Here is a 13,002-nt window from a genome sequence, read left to right as displayed (position 1 = left end):
GGCGAGGGTGAAGCCGCCGCTTCCGAAGGCGAAGGAGGCGGCGAGGGCGAGGGTGAAGGCGGCGGCGCCGCAATCGATCCCGATGTCGCCTTTCTGACCGATCTCGGCTTCATGGAAGGCCATCTGCGCGCGGGGCTTGCGCTGTACGAGGCGGGCGATCTGTCGGCGGCAAAGACGCATATGGGCCATCCGATCGAAGAGAAGTACGAAGCCGTCGCCAAGCGGCTTGACCAACTGGGATATGGCGATCTGCGGGAACAGATCTCGGCGCTTGCCGCAGCGGCCGAGGCGGAAGATTCCTATGAGAAGATTGCGGAAATGTTCGGCAAGGTGCGCCAGACGCATGAAGAGGTCCGGACGAATTTCGACGCGGCTGATCAGTTGAAATCCTTTGCGGCGCTGACCCGTGTCGCGGCCGACGAATACGCAATAGCGGTCGAAGGCGGAACACTGGCGAATGTAAAGGAATACCATGATGCCTGGGGCTTCATGCGGGTGATCGAGGCCGAGGCAGGCGAACTTGCGGCAAGCGACGACGCCAAGGCGTCGGATGCGGCGGCGGCGATCGTGGAACAGGTCGAGGCGGCAGGTTCCGCGTTCGGTGATCTGCAGGGACAGGGAGATTACGAAAAGGATCCGTCCATTCTCTACGCGGCAGCGGCAAGAATGGAACTGGCCTCCCTCGGGGCAGAGTGAATCCATGATGATCGTCATCGGAAACGCCCTTGACACCCACGAAACGGCGGCCTTGCGAGAGGCCGCCGAGAAGCTCGAATACGAGGATGGAAAGCGCACCGCCGGTCGCTATGCGCGCAACGTCAAGAGCAACCTTCAGGCGGTGGCATCGCCGGGACTGGAGACGATCTTCACCAAGGTGCGCGACACGCTGAACGGCAACGAGGTGTTCCGCTCGGCGGCGCGGCCGAAGAAGTTCGCACGCCTTCTCCTGTCGCGCTATCGCGGCGGGATGACCTATGGCACCCATGTGGACGATCCGGTGATGATGGGCAGCCGGACGGATCTGTCCTTCACCCTCGCGCTCAGCGATCCGGGGGAATACGATGGCGGCGAACTGGTGATGGAGGACGCGGTGGAAGAAAGAGGCGTCCGGCTTGCTGCCGGTGATCTCGTGCTCTATCCGACATCGGCGCTGCACCGGGTAGAACCCGTGACCCGCGGCGAACGGATGGCCATCGTCGGCTGGGTCACCAGCTGGGTCCGCGACCCGGCACGCCGTGAGATCCTGTTCGACCTCGACGCCGCCGCCAAGGCGATCTTCGACGAACAGGGCAAGTCGCCGGCTTTCGACCGGGTGTTCAAGGCCAAGGCGAACCTGTCGCGCATGTGGTATGACGACTAGCTGTCCGATACCGGTCTTCGATGGCGAAATCCTCGCGCCAGAGCGGGCCGGGGCGCGACGGCAATCATTCGGCAAAGGCAATGTCGGTTCGCGCCCGGCCGTCCTTCTGCGGTCTGGAAGGCGGGCGCGATCAGCGTTCGACTGACGTCAACAGATCCTCGAGCACCAGCGCCATGATCCTGGCGCTGTCGATCATGTCCTGCACGCCGATCCATTCGTCGGGCTGGTGGGCCAGATCCAGCACCCCCGGACCATAGGCGATGCAGTTCTTCAACTTTCCGATCCGGTCGATATGCTTCTGGTCATAGGTGCCGGGGCTGACGACATAGTCGGCTTCGCGGCCCAGCACGCGCCCGATCGCGGCTGCGGTCGAGGTCACGATCGGTGCGTCCTTGTCGGTCATTGACGGCACCACCTCGAAAAGGTCGCGAATCTCGTATCGAAAGCCGGGCCGCCGCGCCTTGACCCGATCCAGCAGGGCCGTGATCTCGGCCTTGACCTCGGCCAGATCCTCTTCGATCAGAAAGCGCCGGTCGATGGTGATGCGGCAGCGGTCGGGCACGCAGGGCGCGGGCAGGCCGGTATAGCCGTCCTCCGGTTCGGGCGCGCCACCATGGATCGCGTTGAGGTTCAGCGTCGATGACCGCGCGCCTTCGGGGATCACCGGCATCGCGGTATGCTTGCCGGCCAGCAGCGGCCACAGCGCGGCCTCCATCTCGGCCAGAACGGCACCCATGTGGCGCACCGCGCAATCGCCCAGAAACGGCATCGAGCCATGGGCGATCCGGCCATGCGTCTCGATCTCGGCCCACCAGACGCCGCGATGGCCCAGGCAGATGCGGTCCTTGTGCAGCGGCTCGGGGATGATGACGTGATCGACATGAGCAAAGGCACCCCGTTCGGCCAGGTAGGCGACGCCGCCATAGCCGCCCGATTCCTCGTCCGCTGTCGCGCTGATCTCGATGCTGCCCGCGAAATCGGGATGGGTCGCCACGAAGGCTTCGGCGGCGATGATGCTGGCCGCCAGCCCGCCTTTCATGTCGCAGGATCCGCGGCCATAGATCCTGTCGCCGTCCAGTTCGCCCCCGAAAGGATCGCGGGACCAGCCATGGCCGACCTCGACCACGTCGTGATGGCCGTTGAAATGGACGCATTCGCCCGGCGTTGCGCCCGCCTTGCGGGCGATCATGTTCCAGCGCGGATAGGTGTCGCTGTCGCCGGGGCTGCCTTTGGCACGGATCAATTCGCAGTCCCAGCCCTGCGGCGCCATCCGGGCCCGCAGATAATCGCAGATGTCGCGATAGTGTCGGCCCGGCGGGTTCAGCGTCGGGATGCGGATCAGATTCTGCGTCAACGCGATCAGATCGTCACGCCGCGCCTCGATGGCGGATTTCAGCGAATTCATGGCCCACAGGCTAGGCCGCGCCGCCTGCGAAGACAACGCCCCGTCGCGACGACGGGCCGGGCGGAGAACGGCCCGCCGACAGGTCCGGCAGATGCAGGGCCCGCGCCCGGAACCCCACGGCCCGATGCGGCGCCTTCCGCTGGCCCCGGGCGCGCGCGTCGTGGTAGCCTGATCCGGAACCGGGCCGTCCGTCAGGCCGCGCCGCGGGGTTCGGCCCGGAGAGATATCGTTGATCGCCTTCTTCCGCCTGATTGTCCTTGTGCTGCTGCTCGAGGCGATGTTCTATCTGCTTCTGCGACTTTACATCCGGTCGCTGCGCCGCGAGAGGCTGGAGAACATCTGGGCCGAGCGTCACCCCGACATGGCGGGCGATCGGGCCGCCCGGGGCAAATTCGTCCGCAAATCCATGGTCGGGTTTGACAAGAGCCTGCGGTCGCGGCTCTTGTGGCTGGTCTTCATCATCCCGACATTGACGATCATGGGAATCGTCTACTGGATCAACTGGCAATAAGGGGCCGCCGGAAAATGCATTACGTCAAGGTCGTTCTGGGGGTTCTGCTGGGGATCGTGGTGTTCCTGTTCCTGGATTATGCGCTTCCGTCAAAGAACACTGTCCGGATCACCAATACCTATAACCGGCTGACCCCGGTCACCTCGTCGAACGCGATCTTCTACGCCGCCCAGGATACCGGAACGGTTCAGAACGCCTCGGGGCAGCGCGATGTCCGCTTCATCGAAACGGTGCGCCCGAATGGCAAGGTCTTTGTCTATCGCAACGAGGATACCGGCTGGATCTGGCCGCCCTATTTCAAGTATGACAGCGCCAATCTTCATGCCGAGGCGACCAATCTGCGATCCGGAAAAGCCGATCCGCAATGGGTCAGCGTGACTGCCTATGGCTGGCGCATCCCGTGGTTGACCGCCTATCCCAACGCGATCGCGATCGACACGCTGGCCAATCCCAATGACCGCCCGCGCAACTGGGGCGCGATGATCATCTCTGCCGTCCTGCTGATCTTCCTTGTGCTGATCTGGCGCATGTGGGCGCAGTTCCGCGAACGGACCCTCGACCCGGCGATCAGATCCGCGGATGCAAGGTGGGATCGTACCACCGATCGCGTCACTTCGGACGCCGCCGGCGCGCGCGGGCGCCTCAGCGGCTGGTGGAACACTCGGCGGGCCAGGCCGCGGAAATAGTCGCCCGGATCGGCGCGGGCCCAGGAACCAAGCGCCGGGAACGCCGTCGGGCCGCCGCCTTCCGCGCCCCGATCGGGCGCCGTTCCGCGACAATGCCTGACCGATGGAAGTGCCGCGCGTGCGCCTCGCACCTTGCCGCCCTGACCGGCTGGGGCTACCTTGCACCCTGCCATCCGGTCCGAGGGGGGACATGTCCGATCATCGCAATCCCGGCACCGATCTTCGCATCGAAGGCTTCGCCGATATCCGCATCAATACGCCCGCCGCGCTGCGCCGGGCGGCGACGCTGCCCGTGCGCCGCAGCCTGAAGAAGGACCATCAGGCAGCCTGGCTTCTGAATGCGGTCCGCTGCATCGACCTGACCACGCTGGCCGGCGACGACACCGAGGATCGGGTGGCGCGGTTATGCGCCAAGGCCCGCCAGCCCGTCGCCGCCGAATTGCTGCAGGCGATGGGCGTGCCTCACCTGACCACGGGCGCCGTCTGCGTCTATCCCACCATGGTCGCCGCCGCCAAGCGCGCGCTTGGCAATTCCGGCATTCCCGTGGCCAGCGTCGCGACCGGCTTTCCCGCCGGCCTGATGCCGCTGGATCTGCGTCTGGCCGAGATCCGTCATGCCGTCGATCAGGGCGCCGACGAGATCGACATCGTGATCACCCGCGCCCATGTCCTGCGCGCCGAATGGACCGCCCTTTATGACGAGATCCGGGCCATGCGCGATGCCTGCGGACCCGTCCGGATGAAAACCATCCTCGCCACCGGAGATCTGAAATCGCTGGAAAATGTCGCCCGTGCCAGCCATGTCGCGATGCAGGCCGGGGCCGACTGGATCAAGACCTCGACCGGCAAGGAAGGTGTCAACGCGACCCTGCCCGTGTCGCTGGTCATGTGTCGCGCGATCCGGGACTACCGGACCCTGACCGGGCACCGGGTCGGATTCAAGCCGGCGGGCGGATTGCGCACCGCCAGGGACGCGATCGACTGGCAGGTGCTGATGGCCGAGGAACTGGGCCGCGACTGGTTGAGCCCGGACCTGTTCCGCATCGGCGCCAGCAGCCTTCTTGGCGATATCGAACGCCAGATCAGCCACCACGTCACCGGCCGCTATGCCGCCGGTCATCGCCAAGCCATCGCCTGAGGGACAGAATGAGCCGCGTGAGCGAAATCATGGACAGCATGGAATACGGCCCCTCGGTCGAAGACAGCAGTGCCGCCCGCGACTGGCTGAAGGCGCGCGCGCCCTTTGGCCATTTCATCGGCGGCAAGGTCACGAAACCCGGCCAGACCTTCGCCACCCGCGATCCCTCGACCGGCGAGGCGCTGGCCAAGGTGACGCAGGGCAGCGCCGAGGATGTGGCGCAGGCGGTCAGGGCCGCGCGCCGGGCACAGCCGAAATGGGCCGCGCTCAGCGGGACCGAACGCGCCCGTTACCTTTATGCCATCGCGCGGCATGTGCAGAAACGCGAACGCATTCTGTCGGTCCTGGAGACGCTGGATAACGGCAAGCCGATCCGCGAAAGCCGCGACATCGACATTCCCCTGGTCGCGCGACATTTCTATCACCACGCGGGTTGGGCCGAACTGCGCGATACGGCCTTTCCGGGCCACGCGCCGCTGGGCGTCTGCGGCCAGATCATCCCGTGGAACTTTCCGCTGCTGATGCTGGCCTGGAAGATCGCGCCCGCCCTGGCGGCAGGGAACACGGTGGTTCTGAAGCCCGCCGAATACACCCCGCTGACGGCCTTGGCCTTTGCCGAAATCTGCCAGCAGATCGGCCTTCCCGCAGGTGTCGTCAACATCGTGACCGGCGACGGCGAAACCGGCGCGGCGCTGGTGGCGGCGCAGGTGGACAAGATCGCCTTCACCGGCTCGACCGAGGTCGGCCGCGCGATTGCCGGCGCGATGGCGGGCAGCGGCAGGGCTCTGACGCTGGAACTGGGCGGCAAATCGCCCTTCATCGTGATGGAAGACGCCGATCTCGACGCGGCCGTGGAGGGCGTCGTCGATTCAATCTGGTTCAACCAGGGCGAGGTCTGCTGCGCCGGTTCCCGCATCCTGGTGGCCGAGGCGGTTTCGGACCGGTTCGAGGCGCTGCTGCGCGCACGGATGGAAAGGCTGCGGCCGGGTCCGCCGCTGGACAAGTCCACCGATATCGGAGCCATCGTCGATCCGGTGCAGAAGGACCGCATTCTGTCGATCTGCAAGGCTGCGACCGATGCCGGGGCTGAACTGATCGGCGGACAGCCGGGCGAGGGCTGTTTCATCGCACCGGGCTATCTGCGCAACATCGCCCCAGGCAACCCGGGCATGGAGCAGGAAATCTTCGGCCCCATCGCGACACTTTCGACATTTCGCACCGCCGACGAGGCGATCTCGCTGGCCAATAACACGCGCTACGGGCTGGCAGGCTCGGTCTGGTCGGAAAGCGCCAGCGTGGCCACGGACATCGCCGCGCAGGTCAAGGCCGGGGTGCTGTGGATCAACTGCGCCAATGCCTTCGACGCCGCGGCGCCCTTCGGCGGCTATCGCGAAAGCGGATTCGGCCGCGAGGGCGGGCGCGCGGGGATGCTGGATTACCTGGCCGAACCGAAGATAAAATCGGCGGGCGAAGCCGCGCCGAAGGCGCCGGTCGTGATGGACGGCGCGGAGCAGGGCGGCGGGCTGGACCGCACCGCCAAGCATTATATCGGCGGCGCGCAGAAACGGCCCGATGGCGGTGTCATGTATGGGGTGGCGGGCGGACTTGCACCTTTGGGCAACCGAAAGGATATCCGAAACGCGGTCGAGGCGGCGGCCAAGGCCGGCAAATGGGCCGCGATGGGCGGTCACGGGCGCGCGCAGGTTCTGTACTATATTGCCGAGAACCTTGCTGCCCGCGCCGAGGATTTCACGCGCCGGACCAGCCGGGCCGAAACCGATGCCGCCATCGCCCGCGCCTTCCACTATGCGGCATGGGCCGACAAATTCGACGGCACCAACGTGCAGGCCAGGCCCGGCCATCTGGTCAATGTGATCCCCGAGCCTTTCGGTGTCATCGGCATCGCCTGCCCGAACATGCAGCCCCTGGCCGGGTTCATGTCGCTGGTCATGCCCGCCATCGCGATGGGCAATTGTGTCGTGGCGATCCCCGCGCAGGACGATCCGCTGGCGCTGGCCGATCTGTATCAGGTCTTCGACACCTCGGACCTGCCGGCCGGGGTGGTGAACATCGTGACCGGATCGAAACCGGACCTGGCGCAGGTTCTGGCCGCCCATGATGCCGTGGCCGCGATGTGGTATGCGGGCGCGGGGCTGGAGGCGGTCGAACTTGCGGCGGGCGGAAACCTGAAGCCGGTCTGGTCGCCCGTGAACCGCGACTGGACCGGAGCCGAGGCGCAGGGTGAGGAGTTTCTGCGCCGCGCCACCCGGACCAAGACGGTCTGGCTGCCTTATGGCGCCTTGCCGGCAGGTGCCGGCACGGCCTATTGATCGCCGGGGGACTTTGCGTCCCCCGGACCCCCTGCAAGGTATTTGGAAAGAGCGCGAGGGGAAGGCCGGCCCGCCGCCCGGTCCGGCGCGCCTGTGTCAGCGGCCGCGGATCCGCGGGTCCATCGCGTCTCGCAGCCCGTCGCCGATATAATTCACGCACAGAACCGTCAGCGAGATGAAGATGCCGGGCAGGATCACCCGGCTGGGATAGAGGACCATCTGATCCACGGCGTCGTAGAGCAGCCGCCCCCAGGTCGGAAAATCCGGGGGAAAGCCGAGACCCAGAAAGCTCAGCGCGCTTTCGGTGATGATCGCGGTGGCGATGCCCAGGGTCGCCGCGACCATGATCGGCGACAGCACGTTGGGCAGGATGTGGCGCAGGATCATCCGTCGCGGCGGCGTGCCGATGGATTTCGCGGCAAGGATGAATTCACGCTCTTTCAGGCCCAGCACGTCGCCGCGCACGATGCGCGCCGATTGCATCCAGCTTGTCGCGCCGATGGCCGAGACGATCAGGATGAAGATGCCCGTCGCCGGCCCGAAATTCTGCGACAGGGGTTCACGGAACAGCGTCACCATCAGCAGCAGCAGCGGCAGCAGCGGCAGCGCCAGGAACAGTTCGGTGATCCGCATCAGCGGCGCATCGAGGCGTCTGAAATAACCCGACATGACCCCGATCATGCTGCCGAGGAAGATCGCGATCAGCATGGCCGTCATCCCCACCGCGATCGAAACGCGGCCTCCCGCCATCAGCCGGGCCAGCATGTCGCGGCCCAACTGGTCGGTGCCCAGCGGATGGGCGGCCACGAAGCCGGAATTGCGGGCGCGGATATCGACATAGGTCGGATCGATCGTCCACAGCCAGGGCCCGATCGAGACGAACAGCAGCACGAGGACGAACAGCACCAGCGCCACCATCGCGCCCCTGTGGCTGCGGAACTGCCGCCAGACATCGCGCCACTGGCTGCGCGTCTCGCCGCCCGCACGGACCGGGTCGTCTGGCGGCAGGTCGGCGGTGACGGCCGCGTTTCCGGCGCTTTCGTCGACCAGCTCGGCCGTGTCGAGGTGACGTTGGCGTTCGGTCTCAGTCATAGCGGATCCGGGGGTCGAGGACGCCGTAGAGGATGTCGGCGATCAGGGTGAACATCACGATCAGGATCGCGAAGATGAAGGTCAGCGTCAGCACCATCGGAATGTCGTTGCCGTTGATGGCCGTGATCAGCAATTGTCCAAGCCCGTTCACCTTGAACACCTGCTCGGTGATGATGGCGCCGCCGAACACCGCAGGCAGTCCAAGCGCGATCACGGTGACGACCGGGATCAGGCTGTTCCTCAGCACGTGTTTCAGCACCACCTTGCGTTCGCCCAGGCCCTTGGCGCGGGCGGTGCGGACGTAATCCTGCCCCAGATTGTCCAGCATCGAGGCGCGCATGAAACGGCTGATCTGCGCCGCGTTGTACAGCGCGAGAACCGTCACCGGCATGACCATCTGCCGGACCTGGGCCAGAAAGCTGTTCCAGTCGCGCACCACCAGCGTGGTGTCATAGACCGAGGGAAACCATTGCAGCTTGACCCCGAAGACGATGATCAGCACGACCCCGGTGAAGAAGGTCGGCATCGAGAAGCCGACCATCGACACGAAGGTGCCCAACTGGTCGAACCAGCTATACTGCTTGTAGGCCGAGACGATGCCGATCGGGATCGCGATCATCACGCCGACGACATAGGACATGCCGACCACCACCAGCGTCTGCGGCAGGCGCTGCGCGATGATGTCGAAGACGGGGCTGCGCGACTGGAAGCTGATGATGCGTTGTGCGCCGGCGCTGAAATCGGTGCCGAAGGCCTGGTCGAACCAGTAGACCGGCTCGACCCAGAAGAACTGCTTCAGCCACAGGACATAGCGGATATACCAGGCCTGTCCCAGCCCAAGCGCCTCGCGCATCTTTTCCTTCACCTCGGGCGGCACTGTCAGCGGCACGTCGGCCAGCGGATCGCCGGGCGAGGCCTCCAGCAGCAGGAAGATCACCAGCGAGATGAACAGAAGCGTGGGAATCGCCAGCAGCAGGCGCCGGATGGTGAAATTCAGCATGACGCGGCCCTTCGGGTTCCTGTCGTGATGCGCATGGGTGCCGTCCCTGTTGTCGACCCGCCCTTGCGCCGCCTTCTGGCGGATGGGGGCAGGCGGAAACCGGGCCGCCTGCGGCGAGGCGGGCGGCCCGGATCATCGGTTCAGATCACTGCTTCTTGCGCGACCAGTCCGCCACATTCCAGATCTCGGTGTCCCAGGCATTCAGCTTGACGCCTTCCAGCGTGTTGCTGACGGCCGAGGCGGTGCCGCGATAGACCAGCGGGATGATGACGTTGCTGTCCTTGGTCAGCATGTCATTCATCTTCTTGCCCAGATTGCCGCGTTCGGTCAGATCGACCGTCTTGCCCAGTTCGGCGACCAGCTTGTCATATTCCGGGTCGCAGAAGCGGGCGTGATTTTCGCCCTGCCATTGGGTTTCCGGCCGGGGCGCCTTGTCGCAGGTCCATTGCGCCAGATAGGGCTCGGGGTTGTTGCCTTCGAAGTTGTTGGCATACATCTCGACATCGGCATAGAATTTCTGGAACGTGTCGGGCGAGCCCGCATCCCCGCCGAAGAAGACCGAGGCATCGACGGTCTTCAACTCGGTCTCGATGCCGATTTCCGACCACCATTGCTTGATCAGCGCCTGAAAGTCCTGACGCACGGCATTGACCGAGGTCTGGTACAGCAGCGACAGCCTGACGCCGTCCTTCTCGCGGACGCCGCTGCCGTTATCGACCCAACCGGCATCTTCCAGAACCTTCTTGGCCCCTTCGATGTCCTGCGTCAGGCAGGCGGTGTTGTCCGAGGCCCATGCCTCGGGCGCGGGGACCAGGTTGCAGGTGGGCTTGCCGGCCTGACCATAGCCGATCTCGGTCAGCAGGCTGCGGTCGATGGCCATGGACAGCGCCTTGCGCACGGCCGGGTCCGTGGTGATCGGGTTGGGGTTCTTGGCGGTCGAACGTTCGCCTTCGGGCAGGGATGAGGAGGCGTCGGTCAGGTTGACCAGGATGCGTTCGACCAGGCTGCCGAAGGCGACCTGCACCTTGCCCTTGCCGCCGGCTTCCATCCCCGCCAGCACGTCCGGCGCCAGCTGCGTGTTCCAGGCATAGTCGTATTCGCCGGTTTCCAGAACCGCGCGCGCGGCGGCGGATGCATCGCCGCCGCCCTTGATGGTCAGCGTGGCGAAGGCGGGCTTGTCGGGTTCGCGATATTCGGGGTTGGCCTCGAAGGTGATCACGTCGTTGGTCTTGAACTCGATCACCTTGAAGGGGCCGGTGCCGATCGGGTTGAAGTTCTGTTCCGTGCAGGTCGATGCCGCCGCACCGGTGCAATTTTCGAACTGCGCCTTTTGCAGGATCGGCGACTGGCCGCCGACGAAGGCCGAGAACGGGTCGGGATGCGGTTCGGCGAAGGTCACCTTCACGGTCAGCGGATCGACCGCTTCGACGCTTTCGATTCCCTCGTATTTCGCCAGCTGCGCACAGCCGCCTTCCGGGTCCATGCAGTAATTCGCGGTGAAGACCACGTCATCGGCCGTCAGCGGCGTGCCGTCGGACCAGGTGATGCCGTCCTTCAGCTTCCAGGTCACCGTCTTCAGATCTTCCGAGATGCCGCCGTTTTCCAGCGACGGAAGCTCGGCCGCGAGGCGCGTGGTCAGCTTGCCGTCGGCGGTAAAGCTGGCCAGCGGCTCGATCACCATGCTGGCGGCGATGACGTCCTTGGTGCCGCCCGACAGATACGGGTTCATGGTCGAGGGCGCCTGCCACATGATGATGTTCAACTGCCCGTCCGAGCCGCGTTCGGCCATGGCGGCGGGGGCAAGCGCGAGGGTCGCCGCCGCGCCCATCAGCAAGGTCTTCAGTTTCATTCCACTCTCCTGTTGGGGGTTGGTCCGCGGGGCCGGGGCGATCTGTGCCGCCTGTTCTGATCTCGGCTCAATCCGTTGACGGGTATCGTCTTTTCTTGTTTCTCTCCCGGATTTCCGGGCCGGCATCCTGTCCCGTGTTGCCTGCGGAATGGGCACATCTTCTGCCGATCCCGCCGCCGAAAGCAAGTGCTATCGCGTCGAACCGATCGGCGCCGCATTCCGCTTTGACATTTGAGGCGCTCTGACTAGCCTTTGGGCAGAACGTAGGACAGGAACCGCGATGCTGGACGAATCCCCCCTGGTTTCCATCGAGAAGCTCCGCGTCGAATTCGAAACCAACGACGGCGTGGTGGTCGGCGTCAAGGATGTCAGCTTCGACATCAAACCCGGCGAATGCGTCTGCGTGGTCGGCGAATCGGGTTCGGGCAAGTCGGTATCCTCGCTGTCGCTGATGCGGCTGGTGGAATTCGGCGGCGGCACCATCACCAACGGCAAGCTGATGTTCGATACCGGCGACGGCAAGGTCGTTGACCTGGTCCGGCAATCGACGCCGGTGATGCGCGACATCCGCGGCAATCAGATCGGCATGATCTTCCAGGAACCGATGACGGCGCTGAACCCGGTCTTTACCGTCGGCGATCAGTTGGCCGAGGGGCTGATCGAACATCGCGGTCTGGACAAAAAGGCCGCCCGTGCCCGCGCGCTGGAGATCCTGAAACAGGTTCGCATCCCCGAACCCGAGCGGCGCATGGATCAGTATCCGCACGAATTGTCGGGCGGAATGCGCCAGCGGGTCGTCATCGCCATCGCCATGGCCTGCGAGCCGCGCCTGCTGATCTGCGACGAGCCGACGACCGCGCTTGACGTGACCATCCAGGCGGAAATCCTGGCGCTGATCGACCGGCTGAAGCGTGAAAAGCAGATCGCCGTTCTTTTCATCACCCATGACATGGCCGTGGTCGCGCAGATGGCCGATCGCGTCGTGGTCATGTATCGCGGCGACAAGGTCGAGGAAGGACCGGTCGAACAGATCTTCGAGGCACCGCGCGAAGATTATACCCGGATGCTGCTGGCCGCGGTGCCGCGTCTGGGCGAGATGTCCGGCAAGCCCGCCCCCGAACGCCTGCGCCTGATGCGCGACGGAACCGTGGGCAAGCCCGAGCCGATCATCGTGGCCGATCCGAAACCGCTGCTGACGGTCGAGAACCTGGTCACGCGCTTTGCGGTCAAGGGCGGCATCATGCGCCGGACCGTCGCCAATGTCCACGCGGTCGAGGATGTCAGCTTCACCATCAACGGCGGTGAAACGCTGTCGCTGGTGGGCGAATCGGGCTGCGGCAAATCGACCTGCGGGCGGTCGATCCTGCGGCTGGTCGAACCGCAATCGGGCCATGTGAACCTTGGCGGGACCGATGTTCTGGCGTTGTCACAGCGCGGTCTGCGACGCGCGCGCCGCGACATGCAGATGATCTTTCAGGATCCTTTCGCCAGCCTCGATCCGCATATGAAACTGTATGATCAGGTCGCCGAGCCGATGCTGAATTACGGAATCGGCAATCGGTCCGAACGTCAGGACCGGATCGCCGCTTTGTTCGACCGGGTGGAACTGCCGCGCAGCTTCATGCGCCGCT

At 65.1% G+C, this 13,002-nt stretch carries 11 protein-coding genes; 7 read left to right on the top strand and 4 right to left on the bottom strand.

Annotation, left to right across the window (positions count from 1 at the left end):
• Both B4L36_RS05180 and B4L36_RS05175 read left to right on the top strand, forming a co-directional pair.
• Nucleotides 1–696: hypothetical protein (locus B4L36_RS05180; RefSeq protein WP_292953384.1), on the top strand; the 696-nt coding region annotated here is incomplete at its 5' end.
• A gap of 4 nt (nt 697–700) precedes the next feature.
• Nucleotides 701–1,360: a Fe2+-dependent dioxygenase gene (locus B4L36_RS05175; RefSeq protein WP_292953381.1), complete on the top strand. Its 660-nt coding sequence runs from the start codon at nt 701–703 to the stop codon at nt 1,358–1,360.
• A 130-nt stretch (nt 1,361–1,490) separates the two neighbouring features.
• On the opposite strand, the gene B4L36_RS05170 is transcribed toward B4L36_RS05175, so the two are convergent.
• Nucleotides 1,491–2,765, bottom strand: a complete 1,275-nt coding sequence (locus tag B4L36_RS05170) for an acetylornithine deacetylase/succinyl-diaminopimelate desuccinylase family protein (protein ID WP_292953378.1) — start codon at nt 2,763–2,765, stop codon at nt 1,491–1,493.
• Nucleotides 2,766–2,994: 229 nt separating this feature from the next.
• Between B4L36_RS05170 and B4L36_RS05165 the strand changes: the two genes are divergently transcribed.
• The 4 genes from B4L36_RS05165 to B4L36_RS05150 all read left to right on the top strand — a co-directional run bounded on the left by B4L36_RS05165 (nt 2,995) and on the right by B4L36_RS05150 (nt 7,430).
• Complete coding sequence (locus B4L36_RS05165; RefSeq protein WP_292953375.1) at nt 2,995–3,276, top strand: hypothetical protein; 282 nt, start codon at nt 2,995–2,997, stop codon at nt 3,274–3,276.
• Between the two features lie 14 nt (nt 3,277–3,290).
• A complete protein-coding gene (locus B4L36_RS05160; RefSeq protein WP_292953372.1) occupies nt 3,291–3,962 on the top strand; it encodes a DUF1523 family protein in 672 nt (223 codons plus the stop codon).
• A 190-nt stretch (nt 3,963–4,152) separates the two neighbouring features.
• Nucleotides 4,153–5,100 carry a deoxyribose-phosphate aldolase gene (deoC, locus tag B4L36_RS05155; RefSeq protein WP_292953369.1) on the top strand — a complete coding sequence of 316 codons (948 nt, stop codon included), beginning with the start codon at nt 4,153–4,155 and terminating at the stop codon, nt 5,098–5,100.
• 8 nt (nt 5,101–5,108) lie between these two features.
• A complete protein-coding gene (locus B4L36_RS05150; RefSeq protein WP_292953366.1) occupies nt 5,109–7,430 on the top strand; it encodes an aldehyde dehydrogenase family protein in 2,322 nt (773 codons plus the stop codon).
• Between the two features lie 96 nt (nt 7,431–7,526).
• On the opposite strand, the gene B4L36_RS05145 is transcribed toward B4L36_RS05150, so the two are convergent.
• From B4L36_RS05145 to B4L36_RS05135, 3 genes are all read right to left on the bottom strand, one after another.
• A complete protein-coding gene (locus tag B4L36_RS05145; RefSeq protein WP_292953363.1) occupies nt 7,527–8,522 on the bottom strand; it encodes an ABC transporter permease in 996 nt (331 codons plus the stop codon).
• On the bottom strand, nt 8,515–9,522 hold the full coding sequence (locus B4L36_RS05140) for an ABC transporter permease (RefSeq protein WP_292953360.1): 1,008 nt from the start codon (nt 9,520–9,522) through the stop codon (nt 8,515–8,517). The genes B4L36_RS05145 and B4L36_RS05140 overlap by 8 nt, the downstream gene beginning before the upstream one ends.
• Before the next feature lie 145 nt (nt 9,523–9,667).
• Complete coding sequence (locus B4L36_RS05135; protein ID WP_292953357.1) at nt 9,668–11,371, bottom strand: peptide ABC transporter substrate-binding protein; 1,704 nt, start codon at nt 11,369–11,371, stop codon at nt 9,668–9,670.
• A 280-nt stretch (nt 11,372–11,651) separates the two neighbouring features.
• On the opposite strand from B4L36_RS05135, the gene B4L36_RS05130 reads away from it, so the two are divergent.
• Nucleotides 11,652–13,002 (top strand): ATP-binding cassette domain-containing protein (locus B4L36_RS05130; protein WP_292953354.1); only part of this gene is annotated, 1,351 nt, incomplete at its 3' end.

The sequence above is a fragment of the Paracoccus sp. UBA889 genome, assembly GCA_002294185.1.
In the GTDB taxonomy this organism is placed as follows: Bacteria; Pseudomonadota; Alphaproteobacteria; order Rhodobacterales; family Rhodobacteraceae; genus Paracoccus.
The sequence above is the reverse complement of the archived record's forward strand: the minus strand, read 5'-3'. Positions and strand labels throughout refer to the sequence as shown.

What these genes read in the sequence shown, in the direction of transcription:
- B4L36_RS05175 (WP_292953381.1), top strand. Translation starts at nt 701, where the DNA reads ATGATGATCGTCATCGGAAACGCCCTTGACACCCACGAAACGGCGGCC.
- B4L36_RS05170 (WP_292953378.1), bottom strand. Translation starts at nt 2,765, where the DNA reads ATGAATTCGCTGAAATCCGCCATCGAGGCGCGGCGTGACGATCTGATC.
- B4L36_RS05160 (WP_292953372.1), top strand. Translation starts at nt 3,291, where the DNA reads ATGCATTACGTCAAGGTCGTTCTGGGGGTTCTGCTGGGGATCGTGGTG.
- deoC (WP_292953369.1), top strand. Translation starts at nt 4,153, where the DNA reads ATGTCCGATCATCGCAATCCCGGCACCGATCTTCGCATCGAAGGCTTC.
- B4L36_RS05150 (WP_292953366.1), top strand. Translation starts at nt 5,109, where the DNA reads ATGAGCCGCGTGAGCGAAATCATGGACAGCATGGAATACGGCCCCTCG.
- B4L36_RS05145 (WP_292953363.1), bottom strand. Translation starts at nt 8,522, where the DNA reads ATGACTGAGACCGAACGCCAACGTCACCTCGACACGGCCGAGCTGGTC.
- B4L36_RS05140 (WP_292953360.1), bottom strand. Translation starts at nt 9,522, where the DNA reads ATGCTGAATTTCACCATCCGGCGCCTGCTGCTGGCGATTCCCACGCTT.
- B4L36_RS05135 (WP_292953357.1), bottom strand. Translation starts at nt 11,371, where the DNA reads ATGAAACTGAAGACCTTGCTGATGGGCGCGGCGGCGACCCTCGCGCTT.